This is a genomic window from Cryobacterium flavum, from assembly GCF_900103805.1.
Taxonomy (GTDB): domain Bacteria; phylum Actinomycetota; class Actinomycetes; order Actinomycetales; family Microbacteriaceae; genus Cryobacterium; species Cryobacterium flavum.
The window spans coordinates 37,151-62,151 of sequence record NZ_FNIB01000016.1; the positions used below are offsets into that span (position 1 = coordinate 37,151).

A 25,001-nucleotide genomic window follows, 5' to 3' on the forward strand; every position below is an offset into this window, starting at 1 on the left:
GTCAAACTGACGAAAATTCGACTTGGAGGCCGGTGGGGCAATAGAGTGTGTCCGCGCGGCGCTGTGGGCGCCTTAGGCGCCGCCGACGAGAGGGTGGTCGTGACACGACTGACCGTGCTCCAATCATTTCCGACCCCCCGACCGACCACCAACCCGTACTTGTCCATGCTCGGCAATGCCTTGCGAGACGCGCCGGAGGTGACGGTGTTGAACTTTCGATGGCGCACCGCGCTGGGAGCTCGGTTCGATGTCTTCCATGTGCACTGGCCGGAAATCCTGGTCACCGGCCGAACCCCGGCGCGGCAACTGGCGCGGCAAGCCCTCACCCTCGCCCTGGTCTGCCGACTACGCCTCACTCGCACGCCCATTGTGCGCACCATGCATAATCTGCATCGTCCCGTCGGGCTGTCTCGGCGCCAGGAGGTTCTGCTTACTCTTCTCGATCGACAGACGGCACTGCGGATTCGTCTCAACGAAACGACCGCCGGTGCGACCGGCCTGCGCGCCACCACGATTCGACACGGGCACTACCTGAGTTGGTACGCCAACCATCCGCGCGCACCCATGGTTGAGGGTCGGATCGGATTCGCCGGGTGGATTCGCCGCTACAAGGGGGTGGAGGACCTGGTCAAAGCTTTTCGCCAAACGGATGCGATTTCACACGGACTCACCCTGCGGATCGGCGGTCTGCCCTCGAGCGCCGAGCTCGCCCGGCAGGTGACCGCGCTCGCTGCGGGTGATCCGCGCATCACCATCGATCTCAGGTTCCTGGAAGATCGGAAGTTCGTTGATCTCGTCACGTCAGCGGAGCTGGTGGTTCTGCCGTACCGGTTCATGCATAATTCCGGCGGAGCCCTGGCCGCGCTTTCGCTCGGTCGCGCCATCCTGGTGCCCGACAATGCGACTAACCAACGTCTCGCAGCGGAGGTCGGGCCCGGCTGGGTGTATCGCTACTCCGGAGCGATCAGCGCCACGGCGATCGTGGAGACGATGGCACTGATGCACGCCAACACCGTGCGGGAGCCGCCGAATCTGAATGCCCGTGACTGGGCACGCGCGGGGATCGAGCATGTGGAGGCGTACCGCTTGGCCGTGGCGATGGCGAACCCGACATGACATTCCCCACGAATGCCGATCCGCTGCGCGCGGACCCGGCCCGTCAGGTCGTCACCCTCACCGTGGCCGTGTTGACCTATCTGCGACCGGAGGGGCTGCGTCGTGGCCTGCCGGCCATTGTCGAGCAGGTTCGTGCCATCAACGCCGATCATTCGGTACTCGCGAACATTCTGGTCGTCGACAATGACGCCGACGGCAGCGCCGGAACGTTCGTCGCGACGCTCGATGCAGACCTCGTGCGCTACGTGATCGAGCCGGAACCCGGCATCGCCGCAGCACGCAACCGCGCGCTCGACGAGACCGGCGACTCCGACTTGCTCGTCTATATCGACGATGACGAGCGCCCGACCGCTGACTGGCTGCGTCCCCTCGTCGCCACCTGGCGTTCATCCCGGGCAGCCGCTGTGATGGGACGCATCGTTCCGGAGTTTTCGGGCGATCTCGACCCGTGGGTGGCGGCCGGCAGCTTCTTTCGACGACGGAGCATGACAACCGGCACCGAAATTGAAGTGGCCGCCACCAATAATCTGCTGCTGGACCTGCAGCAGGTGCGCGATCTCGGCTTACGGTTCGACGTGCGTCTGGGACTGTGTGGCGGCGAGGATTCCCTGTTCAGTCATCAACTCACCCGTCGGAAGGCCCGAATCGTGTGGTGCGAAGAGTCGGCAGCGACCGACTTCGTCCCGGTCGAGCGGTCTGGCCGACGGTGGGTGCTCATGCGCACGCTGAGCCACGGCAACACCACGAGCCTCGTGGCCGTATTTCTGGCTGAAACGGGGGCGCAACGGGTGGGGGGTCGCGTGAAACACACGATAGGCGGGCTGACGCGCATCGGCGGCGGCTGCGCGCGCGGAATCTTCGGCCTGGCGACCGGGTCGCTGCGCCACGAAGCGCGCGGTCTCCGCGCGGTGTTCCGCGGAGCGGGAATGGTCGCGGGTGCCTGGGGATTCACCTATCAGGAGTATGCCAGGCCCACCTCGACGGTCCAGGACTGATCACGATGGTAAAAACGGCACCGGGCCAGCGCGGCCCCCAGCTGCGCGACCGGCGACCGGACGGCCTCGGTGCGCGAGCGATGCGTGGTGCAACCGTGGTTCTCGGGGGGCAGGCCGGCAAGGCGATCATCCAGCTGGCCTCCGTCGTGGTCCTGGCGCGCTTGCTCAGCCCCAGCGATTATGGACTCATCGCCATGGTGATCACCGTCGTCGGTGTGGGCGAGCTGCTGCGTGACTTCGGCCTGTCCTCCGCCGCGATCCAGGCGCCGTCGCTGTCGCGGGAGCAGCGGGACAACCTGTGGTGGGTCAACGTGGGTCTGGGAATTGCGCTGGCCGGTCTGGTGTGCGCCGGGTCAGGTGTGCTGGCCGCGGCCTACGGCCAATCGTCGATTGGTCCGATCGCGCAGGCGCTCTCGCTGACCTTTGTGATAAACGGATGCGCAACCCAGTACCGTGCAGACCTCGTTCGCCAGCTTCGGTTCGTCAGGATCTCTGCGATCGACGTGGTGGCGCCGGCGGTGGCGCTGACCCTGGCGATCGGCGCTGCGCTTCTCGGCTGGCACTACTGGGCGATCGTGGTGCAGCAGCTGGCCCAGGCCGGGGTCACGCTGATCCTGCTGGTACTCTCCGCGCGGTGGATTCCGGGCCGGCCCCGCCGGGACGCACCGATCGGTGGGTTCCTTCGCTACGGCTGGAACATGGTGGCCGCCCAACTCGTGGGCTATCTGAGCAACAACGTGGACAATCTGCTGATTGGCCTCCGATTCGGACCGGTCGCGCTTGGCATCTACAGCCGGGCGTTCCAGTTGCTGATGACCGGCGTGAATCAGGTACGCCTTCCCCTGACCACGGTGGCCCTTCCGATCCTCTCGCGGCTCAGCGACGATACGGTCAGGTTCGGCGACTGGCTGTGCCGCGGCCAGCTGATGCTCGGGTACACCCTGGTGGCAGCCCTCGCGGTTGTGGCGAGCGCGGCCGAACCGATCACGGCTGTGTTTCTCGGACCGCAGTGGGCAGCGGCCGCCCCGATTCTGCGGCTGTTGGCCATCGCAGGCATCTTCCAGTCCCTCGCCTTCGTGGGGTATTGGGTGTACCTGTCGCGGGCGCTCACCGCCGACCTGTTTCGATTCTCCCTGCTGGGGGCTTTCATCAAGATCACCTGCGTGGTGGTCGGCTCCACCGGGGGCGTCGTGGGAATCGCCCTCGGCTATGCCATCGCTCCGGCGATCGAGTGGCCGATCTCGTTATGGTGGCTGTCACGCCGCACGAGTATTCCGACCCGGCAGTTATTCGGCGGGGCTTATCGCGTACTCGCCATCGCGAGCATCGCCACGCCCATCGCCTGGTTCGTCGTCGAGTGGGGATCGAGCTGGCCCGCGGTGCCGCAGGTGCTGGCGGCGTTCATCACCGTGGTTGCCACCTACGCACTCGCCGGCCTCCTGGTGCCGCGCATCCGCCGCGACCTGGCTGGCGTGATCGACGCGATGCGCCTCGTACGGGGTCGCGGCGAATCAGCCTGACAGGTGCGCGGCAGACGCCCGGCTAACCAGCGAAGCGGTCCGTCGCCTCGATGATGGCGTCGAGAATTCCGGGCTGGTCAAAGGCGTGACCGGCGTCGGGAATCAGGCGGAAGTCGGCCTCCGGCCAGTTCTTGTGCAGGTCCCACGCGGTGAAGGCTGGAGTACACATGTCGTAGCGGCCCTGCACGATGACGCCGGGGATATCGGCGAGGCGGGAAGCATTGTCGATGAGCTGGTTCGGCGTGAACCAGCCCTTGTTGGCGAAGAAATGGTTCTCGATGCGGGCGAAGGCCACCGCGAACGCCGGGTCCGAGAAGTGCGCGATCTTGTCGGGCTCCTGCAGCAGGGTGATCGTCGACGATTCCCAGGTGGCCCAGGCGACGCCGGCACGTTCGCGCACGAACTGGTCGGGGTCGTGCAGCATCCGGCCGTACGCCTCGATCAGGTGACCGCGTTCATTCTCGGGAACGGGCGCGAGGAAGGATTCCCACAGGTCGGGGTAGATGGCCGCGGCGCCGCCCTCATAAAACCAGTCGAGTTCGACCGGGCGCAGGGTGAAGATGCCACGCACGACGAGTTCGGTGACCTTCTCGGGGTAGGTCTCGGCGTAGGCGAGGGCGAGGGTGCTGCCCCAGGATCCGCCGCAGACCAGCCAACGGTCAATTCCGAGGTACTCGCGCAATCTCTCCAGATCGGCCACGAGGGTCCAGGTGGTGTTGACGCTGAGGTCAACGTCGGGCTCGCTCGCGTGCGGCGTGCTCAGGCCGCAGCCGCGCTGGTCGAACAGGATGATGCGGTACTTCGCCGGGTCGAACACGCGACGTTGGTCAGGGCCGGACGCGCCGCCAGGCCCGCCGTGCAGATAGACCGCCGGCTTGCCGTCTGGATTGCCAGAGGCTTCCCAGTAGATGGTCTGGTTGTCGCCGACATCGAGCATGCCGGTTTCGTAGGGTTCAAGCTCGGGGTAAAAAGTACGCATGCGTCGAGCCTATGCCACGCGCCTGCCGGGTTCAGCGGCCGACCAGGCCCTGTTCGTAGGCCAGAATGACGGCCTGCACCCGGTCACGCAGGCCGAGTTTATGCAGGATTCGGCCGACATGGGTCTTCACGGTCGACTCGGAGAGAAAGAACCGCTCGCCCAGTTCGGGGTTGGAGAGCCCCTCGGCGATGGCGAGGAAGACCTCGGTCTCCCGCTCGGTGAGGGCCGCGAGGGCCTGGGCGGCGCATCCGTTTTCGGCGTCGACGAGTGGCAGCTGGGTGCCGAAGAGGTCAAGCAGCCTCCGCGTCACGCGTGGTGAAACGGATGCCTCCCCCGAGACGACCGTGCGGATGGCGGTGATCAGCTCCCCCGGCTCGGCGTTCTTGAGCAGGAAGCCGCTCGCGCCAGCGCGCAACCCACCAAAGGCGTACTCGTCGAGGTCGAAGGTGGTGAGGATGATGATGCGGGTCTCGGGCTGGACCGCCATGATCTGCCGGGTCGCCTCGATGCCGTCGAGCCCCGGCATGCGCACGTCCATCAAAATGACCTGCGGGCGCGCACTGGCGGCGAGCGCGACTGCCTGCGCGCCGTCGCCCGCTTCCTCGACGACGCTGAAGTCGTCTTCGGCTTCTAGCACCATCCGAAACCCCACGCGCAGGAGCGCCTGGTCGTCGACAAGCATGATGCGGATCGGTGCCGGCAGAATCGTGGCGGTCACGTGTCCTCCGCCACAAACTGGTGGACTTCTTCGTCCAGTGTCATCGTCGCGTGCACGCGCCAGCCGTCACGAACGCCAGCTCCGGCTTCGAAGGTGCCGCCGTAGATGGCGACGCGCTCCTGCATTCCGATCAATCCCCGCCCGAAGGACTGGGTGTTCGGTCGCTCGTGCTGCCGACCGTTGTCGCTGACCGTGACCTCGATGGTGTCCGGCGTCGAGTCCAGCCGCACCACGACCCGAGTGGGCGTATCGGCGTAGCGCAGCACGTTGGTGAGTGATTCCTGCACCAGTCGAAAGATGGTCAGCTGCACGCTCGGGTTGGCGGGATCACGGCCGCTGCGCTCCAGCACGACCGGCAGCCCGGTGGACCGAAAAGACTCGACCAGGTCGGCGAGCTGGTCGATACCCGGTTGTGGGGCGCGCGGTGCCGGCTCGGTGCCGACATCGAGCACCCCGAGCAGCCGCCGCATCTCGGTCATGGATCGGCGACCAGTGGCGGCGACGTCGAGCATGGCCGCCCGGGATCGCTGGATATCCTTGGGCGCGATTGCGTGGGCACCGTCGGCGAGAGCGACCATGACCGACAGGCTGTGCGCGACGACGTCGTGCATCTCGCTCGCGATGCGGGCCCGCTCGGAGATGCGGGACAGCTGCGCCTGCTGGTCGCGCTCACGGGTCAACTGCGCGGCCAGGTCGAGCAACGAGACGACGTACCGTTTGCTGTTTCCCATGTTGATGCCGACCAGGGTGGCGGCGAGCATCATAATGGCCACCTGGATGGCCACCGGTATCCAGCGCACCTCGTCGGGGTTGTCGGTGAGCCACGCTGCCAGCACGGCCAGCAGCACGGATGCCCCATAACCGGCCCACGCGCTCCGCACGTCGGAGTAGACCGCGACCGCATACAGCGCGAGCAACTGTGCGATGAGGTGGACTTCGCCGTAGTCGGCGAAGGTGAGCAGGCTGAGCCAGGTCAGGGCCAACACGAGCCGCGGCATCCGTCGACGGAAGTACAGGGCAACGGCCAGAACGAGCATGATGGCGGCGTTGAGGAGCACCTCACGGACGGGTGCAGGCTCGGCGTCGAACAGGTTGAGCACCAGAACGAGAGCCATCGGCACAGCGTAGATCGCCACGACGAGCGCGTCGGCGAGGTGGGGATGCCTGGTCCAGAACCGGCGCACCGCACCGGGAGGGGTGGGCAGGCGCACATCTCCCCCCGGCGGCGGGAATTGTCCGTTAGACGAGGTGATACAGGTCATCTAATGACTCTAGGTGCCCCAGCTCTCGGGCAGAAAAGCTGCTCCGTCGATGATTCAAGGAGCATCCCGTGGCGAGCGGGGTAAAGCTTTCCTTCATTAGGGCTGCCATTGTGCGCCATTTCGAGCGGATAACAACATGCGCACCGAGCAGATTCATTGAGTCTTGGTCGATGGGATTGGCATGTCCGGGTTGAACGGCACCGCGTGGGCGACCGCTTCAATTTCATATCGACCGACGCACTCACTCGCCATGAAAGAACTATTATCGACGCATATTGGCAGGAAGGTCGGGCCGAGGTACTAGTCCTCGTCTTTCTGAGCTAGTACGCAGGTATGACGCGTCCGATCACGACCTCAATAAGTCTCCTCCTTGAGCCGGATTCGCCCACCGTTTAAACGGGAATAGCCTTGAGTGAATTCACAGACAAGCCCAATTAGAGGCGAGGACTTGTGAAACGACAGAATTAGGGCAGAGTAATGAAAACCAGAGTAAGAGGATCTTGGCAGATACGATTTATCGGGGTCGCAAGCGTTGTAACAGCTAGCCTGCTGACATCAAGTGTGACGTCGACCGCGGCGGCAAGCGCCTCGCCGCAAAGTGCAGGCATCCAGGCATCCAGCGCACAGCTACAGAAAACGATCGCAACGGTTGACAAGACTCTAGGAAAATCGCCAGGTCTAGTTTCGAATGACGCTGAGACGAAGGAGACACGAGTCATTGCCGGTGTAGCCCCCGGCGCCCCGCATATCGAGGCGAGTGGCGACGCCGCCTACGCGATGCTCAGAGCCCTCTCCGCGGATTCCATTGTCAAGCAGTCCGGATCTCAGCAGAGCCTGATCACGGTACTCGAGAAAGGCAACATTGCTGAATTCGAGCTGAGTTTGCCTATCGGTTTTGAACCGTCCATCCAGCCAGACGGTTCAGTTGACCTGAAATCTGAATCGGGGACCCTCACCCCCTTCATTGAGGTTCCTTGGGCCCTAGATGCGAACGGCACGCGTGTTCAAACTTCTTACACAATCGTTGGTGACATCCTCCAGCAAACCATTGCGATCGACGGTGCTGAATTCCCGATCGTTGCTGATCCGAGTATCCAGTGGATTCCCTTTCCGGTAATCGCCGCGTGGGGTTATGAATGGGAAGCGGTGGTAAAGGCCTTAGGTACGATCGCTGTAGCTTCCGCCGGCGCAGGTTGTGCCCTCACTAAAGTCCCGAGCGTGGTTCTGAAAGTCTTTAAGGCTTTGTGCGGCGTCGTTGGGGTTAACACGGCAAAAGACACACTCGCAGCACTCGGGAACTTGTGGGGTTCATCAATAAATCGGGACCAATACACATGCTGGAGCATCCCGATCGGCGGCTTCAATAGCACCACTATCAGGGAGATGCCAGCCGCCGATTGCGCCTGACTCGTCGAAAGAAATCCCGCATAGTGACAATTCAATTCGGCTCAGATTTGATCGAGACACGGTCTGAGAATTCGGCCGTAGTTCGGCCCCAAGTGAAGGGGTCCGTTGCTCCCCATTTGGGCGGCAGCGGACCTTTTCCGCACTACTGCCGATCCCACCGCCACTGATCCTGACGGCCAATACCGCGAGACGCCTGACGCAGGTTTGGTCCACTGGCCAAAGTAAGCAGAAACCGAGAATTTCAACGCCGCTCTTGGAAAGGTAGCCCCCAGGCACTAACAGTTCCAAGCAGTCAATGCACCGGGGTGGCCTAGCGAACTCCTCGTGAGCTTCGCCGAAAAAGTGAGAATGGGACGGAAACCAAAGCCACCGGAGCAACGGATGACATTCTTTTCGGTGCGTTCCTTTGGTACATCATTGCGAAAGCCTGCGACACTGGCCGGGATATCAAGGCCCACCGAATGTCTCTGGCTCAAGCAATCGCGCGGGGTGGGCCACGGGCGAAGACGCCGCGGTCGGCTTTGCCGCTATCGCCCGATGAGCGTGAGAGTTTCGCGCGGACTCGCCGCGCAGCGGTTCAGGACAGCGATCGCTGTCGAGCTGAGCCGGTCGGTCTCGACCGTTTCGCGCGAGGCACTGCGTGGCGGCTTGAGCAGCTATCGGGCGGCCCCAACCAAACGTCCTCCGAACGCTCGAAGACGCCGGCCCCGACTGTGGAAACTCGCCCTTGACGATCGGCTGCGGCAGAACGTGGAATCCAAGCTGAACGCGTGCTTTTCTCCGCAACAGATCTCCAAGCAGAAACTCTCGGACTTCCCGGCTGACGAGACCAATGGCGTCTCGTAGGTGACCATCTGTACCTCCATGTTACGTGGAGGCATAGCCCGGTCTCAATTCCGAATTGCCTGTGAAACTCCGCACCAAGCGGCTGCGCCGACATCCGCAACGGCGGGTCGTATAGGGCGAAATGAGGTCGCGGATACCCGGCCTCGATCCGCAGAAGGATCGCCCGGCTGAGGCTGACGATCGACACAGGCCAGGGCATTGGGAGCGTGGCGTGATCGTGGGCTGCTACAGCGCCTCACTCATCGTGACCCTGATCGAACGGCAAAGCGTCTGCTGATCGCTATACCACTGCCACTGCCACTGGGTACCAAGAGTGAACGGGCGATCGCGGCGCTCAATGACCTATTCAACGAGTTGCCCGAGCCCCTCCAAGGTTTCGGTCTTCTTCAGGCATACTCACCGTGACAGCGCGGTACGAACGAAATCAATAACGGCCTTCTGCGTCAGGCTCTGGCGCACGTCTCCCCGGCGCACGACCGCGCACGGAGGGAGACGGTTTTGTGCTCATACTTCGATGGTAGGGGTCAGGCGTCGCGGCGCTTCAGCAGGAAAGCTGCCGTGCCGAGGCTTACGGCGACCCAGGCCATGACGACCAGTAAGGCCTGCCAGGATTCCATGGTGTTCGGGGTGATTATCTCCGTGCCCGCCGTGGTGAACAGAAACGGCATGATGTCACCAATCCACTCGACAAAACTGGAAAGTATGCCAAGTACCACCGGCAGGAGCATAGTGATTCCGAGCACGGTTGCGATGCCTCCGGCGCTGCTGCGCAGGATCGTGCCAATTCCGACAGCGAAAACCGCGATGAGGGCGAGGAACAGCACATTTCCGAGCAGCGGCAGGAACACGTCAACGTCGAACAGGTCCGCGGTGATGTCCTTGGATCCCAGAATGGGCATGGCCACGAGGAATGAGCCGACCACACTGAACAGTCCGACCAGGAAGGTGAAGGCGAAGAGCACGATGACTTTGGACCAGAGTGCGGGAAGGCGGTTCGGCACTGCGGTGAGCGTTGACTTGATCATCCCACTGGCGTACTCGCCACTGATGGACAGCACGCCAAGAACAGCAACGATCAGCTGCCCGAAACCGATGCCGGTGGTGGCGACGAGCACAAACAACTGCGCATCCCCCATAACCATGGGGGTACCGGTTTCGGCGTCGTATCCCATGGATTGTGCCGACATGGCGAACGCCATCAGAACCGCGATTCCGAGCGAAGCGACAACTACGAGGGAGAAGGACCAGTAGGTGGAGCGGAGGCTCCACAGCTTGATGGTTTCCGAACGAAGGAGGCCGGTGAAGCTGAGCCCCGATCCGGCCGGCACGAAGGATGCGCGGGTGGTGGTCGGCGCGGTCTGGGTGGTCATCGGGCTGCCTCCTCTTCGGTGTGGGTATCGCCCGTGCGGTATTCCACTTCGTTTTGGGTGAGTTTCATGTAGGCATCTTCGAGCGAGGCACTCACCGTCGCGAGTTCGTGCAGGGAGATCTGGGCGGCTGCAGCGCGGTCGCCGATCTCGTTCACAGAAAGTCCCGTGATCTCGAGCACGTCCGGCTCGACGTTGGTGATGGTCACGTTTTCCTGCGCGAGCAGGCTTGCTAGGGCCGCAGTGTGCGGGGTGCGTACGCGAACCGTATTCTGCGCTGCCGAGGCGATGATTTCAGCGACCGAGGCATCCGCTATCACCCGACCGCGACCGAGCACGATGATGTGGTCGGCGGTGAGGGCCATCTCACTCATGAGGTGCGAGGAGAGCAGCACGGTGCGGCCCTCGGCCGCGAGCTGCTTGGTGAGCTTGCGAACCCACTGCACGCCCTCTGGGTCGAGGCCGTTGACCGGCTCGTCGAGGATCAGTGTGGCCGGGTCGCCGAGCAGCGCCGCGGCGATGCCGAGCCGCTGGCCCATGCCGAGCGAGAATCCGCCGACGCGCTTGCGGGCGACGGACTCGAGACCGGTGAGGTTGATGACCTCGTGCACCCGACTGGTGGGGATGCTGTGGGTGGCGGCCATGGCGCGCAGGTGGTTGTAGGCGCTGCGACCGGTGTGCACAGCTTTAGCGTCGAGCAGCACACCGACCTCACGCAGGGGCGCCTTGTGCTCGTGGTACGGCTTTCCGTTGACGATGACCGAGCCGAGGCTGGGTCGGTCAAGGCCCACGATCATGCGCATGGTGGTGGACTTGCCGGCGCCGTTCGGCCCGAGAAAACCGGTGACCTTGCCGGGCTGCACCGTGAAGTCGACCCCGTCGACCGCGGTCTTGCTTCCGTAGTGCTTGGTCAGGGACTGTGCCTGGATCACGACTGCCTCATTCCGGTAGTGGGTGAGGCCCCGTGTCGTGCTGTGAAGCCCCCAACCAAACGGTACGGTCTGTGGCGGCTGTGGCGCATCAACCGTGGGGATGGTTGTGCGCCACCGATGTCGTACCTGAGTACGACGTGTGGCGCCTTACCGCCTGACCGGTTTTTCGGGTGCAGGAGCGGTCCCGGACGCCCGCTGGTCGGCGTAGTAGTCACGCGCCTCGATCTGGCGTTCACGTTCGATGCCACTCGCGATCGTGGCCCGCAGGTGGTCCTGCGAGTAGCCGAACGCGTCAACCAGATCGAGGGCGTGCGGACGGATGCGCGCAATCAGCCGGTCGATGTAGGCCGTGACCGCCTGGGCTCGCTGGGCCGAAAGCCGACCGTGGATGAGGTACCAGGCGAGGTTTTTCTCCACCAGACCGAGTCCGAACAGGTCGCGCAGCCAGGTGAGAACCTGCTTGGTGCCGGCATCCGTCGTAGCGTCGAGCGCCCGGGTGAACGACTCCCACTGCAGCAGTTCGCCGTGGGCCCTGGCCGCCTCGATCAGCTCGTTCTGGTGCGCGTTGAACAGGTCGGCGGCCTGTTTCTTCGGCAGCTTGGTGGCGCCGCGCAGCTTGCCGGCAACCTCGCCGATCATGCTCTCGACCCGATCGGTGAGCAGCTCGCGCTGAACATCAGCCTCGCGGAGGGCACCGACCGAGCGGGCCGTGGAACCGCGGTCGGCAACGGACTGGCCCAGGGTGCGCAGGCCGGTGCCGTGGTAAGCGCGACCAGCGGCGTGCTGCACGACGTAGCGGGCGAGGGCGCCGGCATCCGCTGTGGCGAATTTACGACTGTAATCGGTGAGCAGACGTTTGGCCACGAGCTGTAGCAGCACGTTGTTGTCGCCCTCGAAGGTCGCGAAGATGTCGAGGTCGGCGCGCAGCCCCACGAGGCGGTTCTCGGCCATGAAGCCGGCGCCGCCGCAGGCCTCACGCGCCTCCTGCAGGGTGTCGAGTGCGTGCCAGGTCGAGAGCGGCTTGAGCGCGGCGGCCAGGGTTTCGAGGTCTTGCCGGTCGTCGTCAGTGTCGGTTTTGCCGCTAAACACGTCGTCGAACTTCACCAGAAACTCGTCGTGCGCGAAGGTCTGCGCGTAGGTCGTGGCGAGGCGCGGAAACAGGCGGCGCTGGTGCCGCTGGTAGTCGAGGATAACCTCTTCGTCGGTGTCACTGCCGGCGGTGAACTGGCGACGCTGGCTTCCATAAGTGATTGCGATGGTCAGGGCGAGAGCAGATGCCGCGGTGGCGGCCCCGTCGAGCGATACGCGACCCTGCACCAGCGTGCCGAGCATGGTGAAGAAGCGGCGGCCGGGGCTCGAAATCGGGCTGGAGTAAGTGCCGTCTGCGGCGACGTCGCCGTAGCGGTTGAGCAGATTTTCGCGCGGGATGCGCACGTTGTCGAAGTGCAGTCGGCCGTTGTCAATGCCGTTGAGGCCACCCTTGAGGCCGTCGTCTTCGCCGCCGACGCCGGGGAGGAAGTCGCCGTCAATGCCCCGAATGGGTAGGTAGAAGGCGTGCACACCGTGATTGACGCCCTGCGTGATGAGCTGCGCGAACAACACGGCGGCGATGCCGTCTTTCGCGGCGTTGCCGAGGTAATCCTTCCAGGCGGCGCGAAACGGGGTGTTGATGACGAACTCGCCGGTCGCCGCATCGAAGGTTGCGGTGGTCGCAATGCTCGCCACGTCGGAACCGTGGCCAATCTCGGTCATGGCGAAGGCACCGGGCACGGAGAGGTCCATGATGCCGGGCAGGTATTTATCGTGGTGCGGCTTGGTGCCGAGGTGAAGTACGGCGGCACCGAACAGGCCCCATTGCACGCCGCCTTTGATTTGCAGGCTCGGGTCGGCGATGACGAGTTCTTCGAAGCCGGCGATGTTTCCGCCATGGTCGTCCTGCCCGCCGAGGTGTTTGGGGAAGGCGCGTAGCACGTGACCGTTGGCGGCGAGCACCTTGAGCTGCTCGAGCACGCGCAACCGGTGGTCAGCCATGGAGAGACCCTCGATGCGCTGCATGTCGGGCCGCGCGGTGACCTCACGGGCGGCGAGGCGCACGTCGGCCCAGGTGCCGAGCAGCTGGCGCCCGAGTTGTTCGACGTTGACCGCGGGCCCTGTTGGGTCGCCGATGGATTTGATGGGGCCGGTGTCGATGCTGACATCGCGGCTGTGGTCGATCGTCGTCGATCGGGTGCTGGAGCGCTGGGCTGTGTCAACCATGGGTGGTCCTAACTGTTCGCGCGAAGTGGTGGTCGCAACGCTAGGGCCGCGTGGGTACAGTCGCGAAATGCGCGGTACGGGGGCGACAACGATATATGCCGCGCGCGGCATCGGTTTTGTAGGTTCACTACAACTTAGGGCCGTTTGAACCAGCGTTCCTCCACAAGACCTCGGCCCACTGACGCCCCTTCACTGCTGGAGTCGCCGCCGCCCCGTGAGTATCAAGGCGTTTGCCCGTCTTTTTGGGGTCGAAACTCACGGGTCGGCGAGGCGGGGATCAGGCGGAGGCGGCGACGACCTCGAGCAGGGCTTCGCCGTAGGCCTCGAGCTTCTTCGCGCCAATGCCGGTGATACCGTCGAGCGCCGCGAGGGTCGTGGGGCTGGCCGCGGCGACGGCGATGAGGGTCGCGTCGCCGAAAACGATGTAGGCGGGAACGCCCTGCTCCTTCGACTCCGCCGAGCGCCAGGCCCGCAGAGCCTCAAACAGGCTTTCCTGCGCGGTACTGAGGTCGGCGGCAGCAACCTTTGCCGCGCTCGGCCGGCGGGCGGCACTCGAGCGCGCCGGCCGGTCTGGTTCGCGGCGCAACTGCACCGTGCGGCCTCCGCCGAGAACCTGCGCCGCGGCATCCGTCAGTATGAGGGTGCCGTATTCGCCGGACGTGGCGAGCAGGCCCTGGGCCAGCATCTGGCGCACGACGCCGCGCCAGGCCTGGTCGCTGAGGTCGGCTCCCAGTCCCCAGGTGCTCAGTTCGGTGTGCCGGTACTGGGTGGCGCGCGGTGTTTCCTTGCCGCGGAGGATGTCGATAAGGTGGCCAGCACCGAACTTCTGGTTGCGTTCGCGGTGCAGCCGCACGATGGTGGAGAGCAGCTTTTGGGCCGGGATCGTGCCGTCCCAGGCCTCGGGTGGCTCTAGGCACGTGTCACAGTTGCCGCAGGGTTCGCTGGTCTGGCCGAAATAGCGCAGCAGGTTGACCCGGCGACAGTGCACCGTCTCGCACAGGGCGAGCATGGCGTCGAGGTGGGCGGACAACTTTCGCCGATGGCCGAGGTCGCCCGGCGACTCGTCGATCATGCGGCGCTGCTGCACCACGTCTTGCAGGCCGTAGGCGAGCCAGGCAGTGGCCGGGGCACCGTCGCGGCCGGCCCGACCGGTCTCCTGATAGTAACCCTCGACCGATTTGGGCAGGTCGATATGGGCGACGAAGCGCACGTCGGGCTTGTCAATTCCCATGCCGAAGGCGATGGTCGCGACAATGACAACGCCCTCCTCGCGCAGGAACCGGGACTGGGTGCGAGCGCGAAGTCCCGCGTCGAGGCCGGCGTGGTACGGCAGAGCGTTGACCCCGTTCTGACGCAAAAACTCGGCGGTCGCATCGACGGTCTTGCGGCTGAGCGCGTAGACGATCCCGGAGTCGCCCGGGTGCTCGGTTTTCAGGAAAGAGAGCAGCTGCTTGCGCACCTCAGCTTTGCCGACGATGCGGTACTGAATATTGGGCCGGTCGAAGCTCGCCACGAAATGTTTGGCGTCGCCCATCTGCAGGCGGGTGGTGATCTCCTGGTGGGTGGCATCCGTTGCGGTGGCGGTGAGCGCGATGCGCGGCACGTCGGGCCAGCGGTCGGCCAGCTCGCCCAGGGCCAGGTAGTCCGGACGAAAGTCATGACCCCACTGCGACACACAGTGGGCTTCGTCGATGGCGAACAGGGCGATGGTTCCACGCTCGAGCAGCCGCTTGGTGCCCTCATTGGAGAGCCGCTCGGGGGCGACGTAGAGCAGATCGAGGTCGCCGTTCAAGTAGTCGCGCTCCACCTGGCCGCGGGTCTGCGAGTCCTGGCTGGAGTTGAGGAACTCAGCGCGCACGCCCACAGCGGTGAGCGCATCCACTTGGTCTTGCATGAGGGCAATCAGCGGCGACACGACGATGCCTGTGCCTGGCCGAACCAGCGCTGGAATCTGGTAGCACAGGCTCTTGCCGCCGCCGGTGGGCATGAGCACGACGGCGTCTTTGCCGTCGACGACCTGAGCAATGATCTCGGCCTGATCACCACGGAACGAGTCATAGCCGAACACGGTGTGCAGGGCCTCGGCCGCGGTGGCGAACTTGCGGGTGGCGGCGCGAATCGGTGCGGTGGCGCGAGCGGCAGTCAGCTGCTGACTGCCGGGTCTCTGCGAAGCGGATGCCGCGCCCGAGTAGGCCGGCTGCCGCTCGCCGAACTGGCGGTCAGCTTTGGGCGGCGGCGCATCGAAGTCTTCGGGGGCGTCGAAGTCACTCGGTGCGTCAAAGTCGCGAGGTGGTTCGACGTCGTCAGGGTTCCAGGGCAGCTCAGCATTCCAACTCACCTGCCCAACTTTACCCGGGCCCCCTGACACGTACCCCCGCGCGCCTCTCCCCCTCCGAGTTGGGTGGGGGCGGTTAGGGGCGGGGCTTGCGGCGCAGGAGCAGCAGGGTCGCGGCGGCGGCCAGGAGCACAGCCGCCAGGGTTCCGCCGATCCAGACGAACGTCGAGACCGAGCTTTCGGAGCCGGAACTGGTCGCGCCGAGGTCTGCGGGCGGCGATGTGGCGGAATCCGGTGTGGCGGCATCCGCTGTCGTGCCGCAGGTTGGAGCCGTGGCGACCCCGTCGGCGAGTACCTGGTCGGCGGCGGGCTGCCAGTCGAAGGTGAACTCATCGGAGATGGGGTGGCCGTCGATGGAAACCGTCTGCCAAATCACCGTGTATTGCCCGGCAGCGCCGAGCTGCGCGGCGGTCTCGACTGTGGCGCCAGAGACTATGGCGCACCCGTCGCCATAGAAAAGCGGCGCGTCGGCCGGGCCGGTTACGACCATGGCGCTTCCCGCTCCGGTTCCGCCGAGATCCAGGAGCAGATCGCTCGTGGTGACGGAGAATTCACCGGGCTGCTCGGTCACGACCGAGCCGGCCTCGGGTGAGGAACCAATCTCGTCGTTGTGGGCCGACGCCGGGGCCGCGCCCCAGCCGAGAGCCAGAGCAATAACGGCGGCCGCGAAGAGAGTGCGAGCGGCCGCGGCGGTAGATTTGGGCGTGGTGAACGTCATGATTGTCCTTAAACGTGGGTGCCCGGCGCTACTCGAATAGTGCAGGGCGAAGCCTCTGCTACTCGTTCGGTGCGATGGGCGAACTGGTCGGGTTGCGGTTCAGGCTGCGAGCGCGCAGGCAGGCGGACCACGATGCCGCATCGCCGACAACACCAGAACCAAATCGCGCGGTGACAATACCGGCGCATCGTGACGAATGCGCTGCGGGGCCTCGACCGGCACCACCAGGTGGGCCGGAACGAACAGCGTGCGGATGCCCAGACGCACGTTCTCGACCAGGCCCCAGAACGCGCGTTCCGCGTACCGCAGGGCCAGAATCGTCACGATCGCGGCACCGAAGTGAGCGCCCCACATGGCCGTGGAATCGTGGGCCATGGGCGTGGTCGAGCCGAGAACCATCGGGTCGATCAGCTCGGGCGGCGCCGCGTGCTGGTGCGTGCCGGGTGCGGCACCGGCCCCGGCGCCGAGTGCCCCACCCGGCGCTCCGAGCGAGAATAGCCCGTGAAAGATGAATTGGCTGATCAAAACGGATGCTGCGCCTCGCCAGAAGGACAGGGTGCGGCCCGCGAGGGCGACGCAGACCATGCCGGCAAAGGCGAGCGACACGACGACGGCCAGAAGGCCGGGCGCCGCGGCGCCGCCGAGCGTGTGCGAGAGGGCAGCGACAAAGGTCGAGAACACGGCGACGATCCAGCCGCGCGCGAAGCGGGCCCAGCGTGTGTGCATTGAGGCCCCTCTCCGGTCTCCTCCAGAGTAGCCGGTCGACCTGGGTGTGTTTTATCAACTGCACGGCGATGCATTCCACAGTCCCACAGTGGTGGCTTATTCAGGAGATTCGGGTGCCAGCCCCAATTCGACCGCACTCTTTCGGGGACCGCGATCAACTCCGGGACAGGTCAGGCGCGACCGGTGAAAGCGGGCTTGCGCTTCTCCTGGAAGGCGGCGAAACCCTCGCGGTAGTCGCCGGTAGCGCACAGCGCGGCCTGGGCTGCGGTCTCGGCGCTCATGCTCTGCCACAGCCCGAGGCGTTCGTCACGCAGTGACTGCACGAGCGCTTTGCTCGCGAGAAAAGCCTGGGTGGCACCGGATGCCGCGCGTGTCGCCGCCTGCACGGTCGCCTCGGTCAGTTCCGCGGCCGCGAAAACCTGGCTGAACAGTCCGCCGGCGACGGCCTCGGTCCCGGACATGAGGCGGCCGCTGTAGATCAGGTCGAGGGTGCGGTGAGCACCGAGACGTTCCACGAACAGGGCGTGTCCGCCGGAGTCGAGCGTGGCGCCGAGGTTCGCGAACGGCGAGCCGATCTTGGCGGTGTCGGCGACGTAGACCACGTCGGTGGCGATGAGCAGGCCGAGCCCCACGCCGAGGCAGGCGCCGTGCGCCGCCGCGAAGGTGGGAGCCGGAAACCGGCTCATGCGCTGAAGCAGCGGGGTGACGAGGTCGCCGAGATACCCGAGCACGTCATCGGTGCGCGGATCGACGGCCGAAATGTCGCGGCCGGCGCAGAAGGCCCGACCCTCGCCACTCAGCACCAGCGCACGCACGCCGACCCGCTCGGCTTCCTGGTAGGCCGCGTCGAGTTCGACGATCGCGGCCTCATCGAGGGCGTTGAGTTTGTCGGGCGCGTTCAGCACCACGTGGGCGACGTTGTTGTCTATCGAGAGCTCAATCACGTACATCCGCTTTCTGAGGGGTTGAAGCTAGACGTCGTAGTCGACGACGACGGTGTCGGTGGTCGGGTGCGACTGGCAGGTGAGCACGTAACCGCGAGCGAGCTCTTCGGGCTCGAGCGCGTAGTTCTCGGTCATCGTGACATCGCCGCTGACCAGCTTGGCGCGGCAGGTTCCGCAGACGCCGCCGGCGCAAGCGAACGGAACATCGGGGCGTACCCGCAGGGCAGCGTTCAGGATGCTCTCGTTCGCGTTGATCGGAGTGGTCACCGTGTTGCTCTGGCCGTCGAGGGTGAATTCGATCTGGAAGGTTTTGTCGCCCTGGCCGATGATGACGGGCCGGCCGCGGTCGCCGCTCGCGGCCGAGGGCTCACCGGTGGTGAACAGCTCGAACCGCACGTGCGACCGCTCTACTCCGGTGCTCTCGAGGGTGTCACGGCAGAGCTGCACGAGTTCGAACGGACCGCACAGGAACCACTCATCGACCGTCGCCGGACGCAGAATGGTGTCGAGCATGCGCCGAAACTTCTCTTCGTCGATGCGGCCGGAGAGCAGCGACGACGACCGCTGCTCACGCGACAGCACGTGGTACAGCGCGAGACGGGCCGGGTAGCGGTCCTTGAGCTCGGCCAGTTCGTCGAGGAACATCACGTCGAGGGCGGTGCGGTTGGTATAGACGAGGGTGAACGTCGACGTCTCGGACGCGGCGAGCACGGTGTGCGCGAGCGCCATGAGCGGGGTGATACCCGAGCCGGCAGCTACGCCAACCACGTGCTTGTGATCAAGGTTGTGCAGGGTCGAGGTGAAGTTGCCCTGCGGGCTCATCACGTCGATCTCGTCGCCGGGGTGCAGTTCGCTGTTGGCCCAGGTGGAGAAGGCACCGCCGAGGTCGCGCTTGATGGCGACGCTGATCTGGCCCCCGTGGCTCGCCGCGGGCCGGCAGATCGAGTAGCTGCGGCGCAGTTCCTGGCCTTCGATTGTGGCGCGCAGGGCGAGGTGCTGGCCGGGCAGGTAGTCGAACGCGCCCTGCAGTTTGGGCGGAACGGTGAAGGTGACCTCGACGCTGTCGGCGGTGAGCGGGCGTACTTCGGCCACTGTCAGGGTATGGAAGCGTGCGCGGTGCTTGACCGGTGCCAGGGTCGTGGCGCCCTGGTTGGTGGATTCGAGACGTGTTGCAGCCATTAGAGCACCTTGAAGTAGTCGAACGGCTCGAGGCAGTCTCGGCATTCGTAGAGGGACTTGCAGGAGGTGGAACCGAAGTGCGCGAGCTCGCGGGTGTTGAGCGAGGAGCAGCGCGGGCATTTCACAGCCATTTTCAGACTGATCGGGCCGGCCGGCCCTGAGCTGCGCACAGTTGCATGCCCGGTGGGGGCGGCGATACCGTATTCGCGGAGTTTGGCCTTGCCGATCTCGCTCATCCAGTCGGTGGTCCACGCCGGGCTCAGCACGAGCCGCACCGACACGTTCTGGTAGCCGGCGGTGGTGAGTACCCCGAGAACGTCGTCGCGCATGGCGTCCATGGCGGGGCATCCGCTATAGGTCGGCGTCAGCGTGACGGCGACGGCATCGCTGGTCACGTTCACGGAGCGCAGCACACCGAGGTCTTCGATGGTGAGCACCGGAATCTCGGGGTCGACGACCTGGGCGGCGATCGTCCAGGCCGCGAGGGATGCCGCGTCGGCGGGGCGCGGACGGGCGACGATCTCGTGCACCTGCGTGGTCACCAGGACGCTCCGGGGTGGGCGCGGGTGAGCACCTGCATTTCGGCGAGCAGAAAGGCGAGGTGTTCGGAGTGGTTGCCCGTGCGGCCGCCGCCGGAAGCAACGAAACCGCGCGGAATTTCGAGTTCGGCCTCGGCGAGCACCGGCGCGATGGCCGCGTCGAACGCCGGACGCAGGCTCGACGGGCGCACCGCGATGCCTTCGAGGCGGTCGATGAGCGTGTCGTCGCGAAAAATCTCCTCGACGTAGGGCCACAGGTCACTTAGCGCGGTGATCATACGGTGACGCGACTCGTCGGTACCCTGCGCGAGACGCAGCACCCACTGGGTCGAGTGGTCACGGTGGTAGTCGACCTCTTTCACCGCTTTGGCGGCGATCGCGGCGAGGGTCGCATCAGCGGATGCCCGCAGCCGGCTGTACAACTCGAACAGGTAGTGGGACACGATGAACTGGCGCGCGATGGTGTGTGCGAAGTCGCCGTTGGGCTGTTCGACGATGTGCAGCGAGCGAAAATCAGGCTCGGTGCGCCAGTAGGCGAGGTCGTCTTCGCTGCGGTCCGTGGCGGTTCCGGCATAGTGCAGCAGCGACCGGGCGTGGCCGATCAGGTCGAGGGCCACGTTGCCGAGGGCGACGTCTTCTTCGAGCTCTGGGGCACGGGAGATCCAGGCGCCGAGCTGCTGGGCCAGAACGAGCGAGTCGTCCCCGAGCCAGAGCGCGTATTCGGCGATGTCGGCCGTCGCCTGAGACGGACCCTCGATAAGCTCGGCGTCGAGCGTGGAGACGTCGACCGCGACGTGGCCGTGGGCATCTTCGTGGTCGTTGGCGGGGGCATCCGCTTTAATTTCGCTCACAGGTGCTTCACTCCCTCACTCTTGGAGTAGTAGCTCGCGTGGCGGTAGTTCTTGCCAGCGGGCGATTCGAAGAAGGCGCCCTTGGCGTCGGGGTCACTCGTGGTGATGGCGGCGGCGGGTACGACCCAGACCGAGACGCCCTCACTGCGGCGGGTGTACAGGTCGCGGGCGTTACGCACGGCGAGGGTCTCGTCTGGGGCGTGTAGGGACCCGACGTGAACGTGGCTCAGGCCACGGTTGGAACGCACGAAGACCTCCCAGAGGGGCCAGATTTCTGCTGCGGAATCGCCGGGAGTCGTCATTTGGCTGCCATTTCTTCGGTTCGTGCGGACTGTTTGTGGGCATAAGCGGCCGCGGCTTCGCGCACCCAGGCACCCTCGTCGTGGGCGTCACGGCGACGCTGCAAGCGCTGGGCATTGTTGGGACCGCGACCGGCGAGCACCTCGTGGAACTCGGTCCAGTCAATCTCGCCGAGGTCCCACTGCTGGGTTTCTTCGTTGAAGTGCAGGTCGGGGTCGGGCAGGGTGACGCCGAGCACCGCTGCCTGCGGAACGAGCATATTCACGAAACGCTGACGCAGCTCGTCGTTGGAGTGGCGCTTGATCTTCCAGGCCATCGACTGCGCCGAGTTGGGCGAGTCGTCGTCGGGCGGTCCGAACATCATGAGTGCGGGCCAGTACCAGCGGTTGACCGAGTCCTGCGCCATCTGGCGCTGCTCCTCGGTGCCCTGCATGAGCTCGAGCAGAATCTCGAAACCCTGGCGCTGGTGAAAGGATTCTTCCTTGCAGATACGCACCATCGCGCGGCCGTACGGGCCGTAGGAGGCGCGGCAGAGCGGCACCTGGTTGCAGATGGCTGCGCCGTCGACGAGCCAGCCGATCGAGCCCATGTCGGCCCAGCTCGGGGTCGGGTAGTTGAAGATACTCGAGTAGCGAGCCTTGCCGGCGATGAGGGCATCCGTCATGTCGTCGCGGGTAGCGCCCAGGGTTTGCGCGGCGGAATAGAGGTAGAGGCCGTGACCGGCTTCGTCCTGCACCTTGGCCATGAGGATGGCCTTGCGCTTGAGGCTCGGGGCGCGCGTGATCCAGTTCGACTCGGGCTGCATACCGATGATCTCGGAGTGCGCGTGCTGCGAGATCTGTCGTACGAGCGACTTGCGGTAGCCCTCGGGCATCCAGTCGCGCGGCTCAATGCGCGAATCGGCTTCGATCAGATCGTTGAACTGCTGTTCTTCGACGCTGATAGCGACGGGTGCGCTCGTATCGGGCGTGATGGTGCTTGTCATCATCGGCTCCTGGTCTGCGTTGACTGCGGTGGTCGTGGTCGGATCGTAATCGTGCACAAGCTGGCGACGCTAAGGTGATGCACGTCGGGAATTTTGCGCACGGATCGGCAATCTATTACCAACCGATCGTTCAGTTAGTATATAGTCACATTATCGGTCGGGCAACCCCCGACCTGCACGGCAACTCAACGAGGAGAACCGAATGACGGAAGCACTGCCCGTAGGTAGTGAGGCCATGATGCAGCGCGACCGGGCATCTGCTTCTCTCGGCATGATCGTGCACCGCAATGAGCCGGGTCATTCCGTCGTCTCGATGGTCGTACGCGACGACATGCTCAACGGTTTCGATGTGACCCACGGCGGTTTCGTGTTCGCCCTCGCCGACACGGCCTTCGCCATCGCCTGCAACGATTCGCACCACGTCACCCTTGCCGCCGGCGCCGACATCACGTTTCTGAAGCCCACCACGAGCGGCCAGAATCTCACCGCGACCGCGCTGCTGCGCGTGAAGAGCGGTCGGAGCGGCATCTACGACGTGCGCGTGGCTGTCAACGGAGACGCGATCGGCGACGACGTCACCGTGGCCGAATTTCGCGGCCGCAGCCGCACCACCAACCTGCCCGTCCCTGCCCGCAACCACCTCTAACCCTTCCGGAAGGCATCATGTCAACGCTGACCAAGACCCGTCTGCACGCACCGGCTCTCGCAGAACTCGACGCGGCCGAGCGCCTGGACCGCGACGAGATTCGCGCGCTGCAGCTCACCCGCCTGCAGCGCACCGTGCGGCACGCCTACGCGAACGTACCTCTGTATACGCGCAAATTTGATGCTGCCGGCGTGCACCCCGACGACGTTCGTACCCTCGAAGACGTGGCGTTGCTGCCGTTCACGACCAAGGAAGACCTGCGCGTCTCGTATCCGTTCGGCATGTTCGCGGTGCCGATGGACCAGGTTGCGCGCATTCACACGTCGTCGGGTACCACCGGGTTGCCCACGGTGGTCGGCTACACCAAGAACGACCTCGCCATGTGGTCTGGTCTGGTGGCCCGCAGCCTGCGCGCATCCGGAGTGCGGCCCGGCATGAAGGTGCACAACGCCTATGGCTACGGGCTGTTCACCGGCGGACTCGGCGCCCACGCCGGCATTGAAGCACTCGGTGCCTGTGCCATCCCCATGTCGGGTGGCCAGACCAACAAGCAGGTGCAGATGATCACCGACTTCGAGCCCGACGTGATTTTGTCAACGCCGAGTTACCTGCTGACCATCACCGATGCCATGGTCGCAGCCGGCCTCGACCCCCGACGCTCGAGCCTCAAGGCCGGGGTGCTCGGTGCGGAGCCGTGGACCAACCAGATGCGTCTCGAGCTCGAGGACCGTCTCGATTTTGACGCACTCGACATCTATGGCCTCAGCGAGGTCATGGGGCCGGGCGTCGGCAACGAATGCATCGAGTCGAAGGATGGCCCGCACCTCTGGGAAGACCACTTTCTGCCGGAGATCATCAACGGCGACACCGGCGTTGCGCTCCCGGACGGCGAAACCGGTGAGCTCGTCTTCACGTCGCTCACCAAGGAGGCCTTTCCGGTCATCCGCTACCGCACCCGCGACCTGACCCGCCTGCTTCCCGGCACCGCTCGGCCCGGCATGCGCCGCATGGAGAAAATCACCGGCCGCAACGACGACATGATCATTCTGCGCGGGGTCAACCTGTTCCCGACCCAGATCGAAGAGATCGTGCTCGGCATCGAGCACCTCTCCCCGCATTTTGTGCTCGAGCTGACCCGGCCGTCGCGCATGGACGAGCTCACCGTGCGCATCGAGCGGCACGAGCACGCCGACGATGCCGCCTCGGCTGTCGCTCGCGCCCTGCTGATCGCCCTCATCAAGGACAGGATCGGCTCGAGCGTCAACGTGCTCATCGTCGAACCGGGTACCCTGGAGCGCAGCACCGGAAAGCACAAGCGCGTCTACGACCTGCGCTAATCGGTCGTAGCTGGCACGCCTGCGTGAGAGACTCAAGACCTATGTCTGACGTACACACCCCCAAACGCGGGCGCCCCGGCTACGACCAACGCGCCATCCTGGCGATCGCCGTCACCGCATTCAATGAATTCGGCTACGACGCCACCTCAATGGGGGTGCTCGCAACCCGCCTGTCCCTCTCGAAGGCGGCCATCTACCACCACTTCTCCTCCAAAGATGAAGTTCTGCAGCTCGCCCTCGACGAGGCCCTCAACGGTCTCGAGGGCGTTCTGCGCGAGTCCGGCGCCGTGACCGGCAGCGCCATCGACCGCCTGGCCTACGTGCTCCGCGGCGCCGTGCTCGTGCTCGCCGATCGGCTGCCCTACGTGACGCTGCTCCTGCGGGTGCGCGGCAACACCGAGGTCGAGCGCGATGCGCTGACCCGCCGCCGCGCTTTTGACCGTGCCGTCTCAACGCTCGTCGTCGAGGCCCGCGACGAGGGCTCGCTTCGCAGCGACATCGACCCGCGAGTCGTCACGCGTCTGCTCTTCGGCATGGTCAACTCCATTGCCGAGTGGTACCGCGCAGAAGGCCCCGAAGATGCCGCGCACCTCGCCGACGACGTGCTCGCCGTGGCCCTGGACGGCCTCCGCCGTCGCTAGCTGTTGAATATCGAAAGGCCACGCACACTGTGCGTGGCCTTTCGTCTTGCCAAACGAAAACAGGGCACCCGCGTGGGTGGCCTGTTAACGCAGGAAAGCCATCCCCGGAGGGATGGCTTTCCTGGTGTTTCTACGTTAAGTCCGGCGGTGTCCTACTCTCCCACAGGGTCCCCCCTGCAGTACCATCGGCGCTGAGAGTCTTAGCTTCCGGGTTCGGAATGTGACCGGGCGTTTCCCTCTCGCTATAGCCGCCGAAACATCTTGCGATGAATCGATTCTATATTATGTAGTTATATAGAGTCCTCGTGACGAGGACGTTGTTCTCGACCGTACATCGAGAACCACATAGTGGACGCTAAAGCAGCTTCTTCAAACTGAGTGTTATCAAATTATCGGCTTATT

At 64.9% G+C, this 25,001-nt stretch carries 22 protein-coding genes and 1 rRNA gene; 7 read left to right on the forward strand and 16 right to left on the reverse strand.

Translation table 11 applies throughout. The annotated features are described in order from the left end of the window. Positions 1–99: 99 nt before the first annotated feature. The 3 genes from BLS91_RS17115 to BLS91_RS17125 are packed head-to-tail and all read left to right on the forward strand — an operon-like array spanning position 100 to position 3,631. The gene (locus BLS91_RS17115; RefSeq protein ID WP_241983039.1) at positions 100–1,116 is read left to right on the forward strand and encodes a glycosyltransferase family protein; all 1,017 of its coding nucleotides are present in this window, start codon (positions 100–102) and stop codon (positions 1,114–1,116) included. Next, positions 1,113–2,111, forward strand: coding sequence for a glycosyltransferase family 2 protein (locus BLS91_RS17120; RefSeq protein ID WP_092341967.1), 999 nt, complete (start codon positions 1,113–1,115; stop codon positions 2,109–2,111). The genes BLS91_RS17115 and BLS91_RS17120 overlap by 4 nt, the downstream gene beginning before the upstream one ends. 5 nt (positions 2,112–2,116) lie before the next feature. Continuing rightward, positions 2,117–3,631, forward strand: a complete 1,515-nt coding sequence (locus tag BLS91_RS17125) for a lipopolysaccharide biosynthesis protein (RefSeq protein WP_092341968.1) — start codon at positions 2,117–2,119, stop codon at positions 3,629–3,631. 22 nt (positions 3,632–3,653) lie between these two features. On the opposite strand, the gene pip is transcribed toward BLS91_RS17125, so the two are convergent. The 3 genes from pip to BLS91_RS17140 are packed head-to-tail and all read right to left on the reverse strand — an operon-like array spanning position 3,654 to position 6,590. Next, positions 3,654–4,610, reverse strand: a complete 957-nt coding sequence (gene pip, locus BLS91_RS17130) for a prolyl aminopeptidase (RefSeq protein WP_092341969.1) — start codon at positions 4,608–4,610, stop codon at positions 3,654–3,656. A gap of 31 nt (positions 4,611–4,641) precedes the next feature. Then, on the reverse strand, positions 4,642–5,292 hold the full coding sequence (locus tag BLS91_RS17135; RefSeq protein ID WP_092341986.1) for a response regulator: 651 nt from the start codon (positions 5,290–5,292) through the stop codon (positions 4,642–4,644). A 32-nt stretch (positions 5,293–5,324) separates the two neighbouring features. Next, positions 5,325–6,590 (reverse strand): sensor histidine kinase, encoded by a 1,266-nt coding sequence (locus tag BLS91_RS17140; protein ID WP_092341970.1) that lies wholly within the window; start codon positions 6,588–6,590, stop codon positions 5,325–5,327. Between the two features lie 561 nt (positions 6,591–7,151). Between BLS91_RS17140 and BLS91_RS17145 the strand changes: the two genes are divergently transcribed. Next, positions 7,152–7,997: a hypothetical protein gene (locus BLS91_RS17145; protein ID WP_092341971.1), complete on the forward strand. Its 846-nt coding sequence runs from the start codon at positions 7,152–7,154 to the stop codon at positions 7,995–7,997. 1,370 nt (positions 7,998–9,367) lie between these two features. On the opposite strand, the gene BLS91_RS17155 is transcribed toward BLS91_RS17145, so the two are convergent. The 12 genes from BLS91_RS17155 to paaA all read right to left on the reverse strand — a co-directional run bounded on the left by BLS91_RS17155 (position 9,368) and on the right by paaA (position 21,978). Then, complete coding sequence (locus BLS91_RS17155) at positions 9,368–10,213, reverse strand: ABC-2 transporter permease (protein WP_092341973.1); 846 nt, start codon at positions 10,211–10,213, stop codon at positions 9,368–9,370. Further along, entirely contained in the window at positions 10,210–11,142 is a 933-nt protein-coding gene (locus BLS91_RS17160; RefSeq protein ID WP_092341974.1) for an ABC transporter ATP-binding protein, read from the reverse strand. The genes BLS91_RS17155 and BLS91_RS17160 overlap by 4 nt, the downstream gene beginning before the upstream one ends. Positions 11,143–11,289: 147 nt before the next feature. Further along, positions 11,290–13,398 (reverse strand): acyl-CoA dehydrogenase family protein, encoded by a 2,109-nt coding sequence (locus tag BLS91_RS17165; RefSeq protein ID WP_092341975.1) that lies wholly within the window; start codon positions 13,396–13,398, stop codon positions 11,290–11,292. Between the two features lie 277 nt (positions 13,399–13,675). Continuing rightward, positions 13,676–15,736, reverse strand: coding sequence for a DNA helicase RecQ (gene recQ, locus BLS91_RS17170; RefSeq protein ID WP_420838511.1), 2,061 nt, complete (start codon positions 15,734–15,736; stop codon positions 13,676–13,678). A gap of 73 nt (positions 15,737–15,809) precedes the next feature. Next, positions 15,810–16,451 carry a copper resistance CopC family protein gene (locus BLS91_RS17175; protein ID WP_092341976.1) on the reverse strand — a complete coding sequence of 214 codons (642 nt, stop codon included), beginning with the start codon at positions 16,449–16,451 and terminating at the stop codon, positions 15,810–15,812. Positions 16,452–16,550: 99 nt separating this feature from the next. Further along, positions 16,551–17,177, reverse strand: coding sequence for a hypothetical protein (locus tag BLS91_RS17180; RefSeq protein ID WP_092341977.1), 627 nt, complete (start codon positions 17,175–17,177; stop codon positions 16,551–16,553). Between the two features lie 170 nt (positions 17,178–17,347). Beyond that, positions 17,348–18,121 (reverse strand): enoyl-CoA hydratase/isomerase family protein, encoded by a 774-nt coding sequence (locus tag BLS91_RS17185; protein ID WP_092341988.1) that lies wholly within the window; start codon positions 18,119–18,121, stop codon positions 17,348–17,350. A gap of 27 nt (positions 18,122–18,148) precedes the next feature. Then, the gene (gene paaE / locus BLS91_RS17190; protein ID WP_092341978.1) at positions 18,149–19,300 is read right to left on the reverse strand and encodes a 1,2-phenylacetyl-CoA epoxidase subunit PaaE; all 1,152 of its coding nucleotides are present in this window, start codon (positions 19,298–19,300) and stop codon (positions 18,149–18,151) included. Then, positions 19,300–19,821 (reverse strand): 1,2-phenylacetyl-CoA epoxidase subunit PaaD, encoded by a 522-nt coding sequence (paaD, locus tag BLS91_RS17195; protein ID WP_241983041.1) that lies wholly within the window; start codon positions 19,819–19,821, stop codon positions 19,300–19,302. The genes paaE and paaD overlap by 1 nt, the downstream gene beginning before the upstream one ends. A 17-nt stretch (positions 19,822–19,838) precedes the next feature. Continuing rightward, a complete protein-coding gene (gene paaC, locus BLS91_RS17200) occupies positions 19,839–20,681 on the reverse strand; it encodes a 1,2-phenylacetyl-CoA epoxidase subunit PaaC (protein WP_092341989.1) in 843 nt (280 codons plus the stop codon). 5 nt (positions 20,682–20,686) lie between these two features. Then, complete coding sequence (paaB, locus tag BLS91_RS17205) at positions 20,687–20,992, reverse strand: 1,2-phenylacetyl-CoA epoxidase subunit PaaB (protein ID WP_092106867.1); 306 nt, start codon at positions 20,990–20,992, stop codon at positions 20,687–20,689. After that, positions 20,989–21,978: a 1,2-phenylacetyl-CoA epoxidase subunit PaaA gene (gene paaA, locus BLS91_RS17210; protein ID WP_174774960.1), complete on the reverse strand. Its 990-nt coding sequence runs from the start codon at positions 21,976–21,978 to the stop codon at positions 20,989–20,991. Before paaA ends, paaB begins: the two co-directional genes overlap by 4 nt. A gap of 199 nt (positions 21,979–22,177) precedes the next feature. Between paaA and BLS91_RS17215 the strand changes: the two genes are divergently transcribed. Genes BLS91_RS17215 through BLS91_RS17225 form a run of 3 tightly spaced genes read left to right on the forward strand, consistent with a single transcriptional unit; the run spans position 22,178 to position 24,599 of the window. Further along, a complete protein-coding gene (locus BLS91_RS17215; RefSeq protein WP_092341980.1) occupies positions 22,178–22,621 on the forward strand; it encodes a hotdog fold thioesterase in 444 nt (147 codons plus the stop codon). A gap of 17 nt (positions 22,622–22,638) precedes the next feature. Beyond that, entirely contained in the window at positions 22,639–23,958 is a 1,320-nt protein-coding gene (gene paaK, locus BLS91_RS17220; protein ID WP_092341981.1) for a phenylacetate--CoA ligase PaaK, read from the forward strand. A 41-nt stretch (positions 23,959–23,999) separates the two neighbouring features. Then, positions 24,000–24,599, forward strand: coding sequence for a TetR/AcrR family transcriptional regulator (locus tag BLS91_RS17225; protein ID WP_092341982.1), 600 nt, complete (start codon positions 24,000–24,002; stop codon positions 24,597–24,599). Positions 24,600–24,738: 139 nt separating this feature from the next. On the opposite strand, the gene rrf is transcribed toward BLS91_RS17225, so the two are convergent. Further along, positions 24,739–24,855, reverse strand: a 5S ribosomal RNA gene (gene rrf, locus BLS91_RS17230). Positions 24,856–25,001: the final 146 nt, after the last annotated feature.

Bases quoted from the DNA above. Each gene is read 5' to 3' on its own strand.
- BLS91_RS17120 (WP_092341967.1), top strand. From the start codon at position 1,113: ATGACATTCCCCACGAATGCCGATCCGCTGCGCGCGGACCCGGCCCGT.
- BLS91_RS17125 (WP_092341968.1), top strand. From the start codon at position 2,117: ATGGTAAAAACGGCACCGGGCCAGCGCGGCCCCCAGCTGCGCGACCGG.
- pip (WP_092341969.1), bottom strand. From the start codon at position 4,610: ATGCGTACTTTTTACCCCGAGCTTGAACCCTACGAAACCGGCATGCTC.
- BLS91_RS17135 (WP_092341986.1), bottom strand. From the start codon at position 5,292: ATGCTTGTCGACGACCAGGCGCTCCTGCGCGTGGGGTTTCGGATGGTG.
- BLS91_RS17140 (WP_092341970.1), bottom strand. From the start codon at position 6,590: ATGACCTGTATCACCTCGTCTAACGGACAATTCCCGCCGCCGGGGGGA.
- BLS91_RS17155 (WP_092341973.1), bottom strand. From the start codon at position 10,213: ATGACCACCCAGACCGCGCCGACCACCACCCGCGCATCCTTCGTGCCG.
- BLS91_RS17165 (WP_092341975.1), bottom strand. From the start codon at position 13,398: ATGGTTGACACAGCCCAGCGCTCCAGCACCCGATCGACGACGATCGAC.
- BLS91_RS17175 (WP_092341976.1), bottom strand. From the start codon at position 16,451: ATGACGTTCACCACGCCCAAATCTACCGCCGCGGCCGCTCGCACTCTC.
- BLS91_RS17180 (WP_092341977.1), bottom strand. From the start codon at position 17,177: ATGCACACACGCTGGGCCCGCTTCGCGCGCGGCTGGATCGTCGCCGTG.
- paaE (WP_092341978.1), bottom strand. From the start codon at position 19,300: ATGGCTGCAACACGTCTCGAATCCACCAACCAGGGCGCCACGACCCTG.
- paaB (WP_092106867.1), bottom strand. From the start codon at position 20,992: ATGACGACTCCCGGCGATTCCGCAGCAGAAATCTGGCCCCTCTGGGAG.
- paaA (WP_174774960.1), bottom strand. From the start codon at position 21,978: ATGATGACAAGCACCATCACGCCCGATACGAGCGCACCCGTCGCTATC.
- BLS91_RS17215 (WP_092341980.1), top strand. From the start codon at position 22,178: ATGACGGAAGCACTGCCCGTAGGTAGTGAGGCCATGATGCAGCGCGAC.
- paaK (WP_092341981.1), top strand. From the start codon at position 22,639: ATGTCAACGCTGACCAAGACCCGTCTGCACGCACCGGCTCTCGCAGAA.
- BLS91_RS17225 (WP_092341982.1), top strand. From the start codon at position 24,000: ATGTCTGACGTACACACCCCCAAACGCGGGCGCCCCGGCTACGACCAA.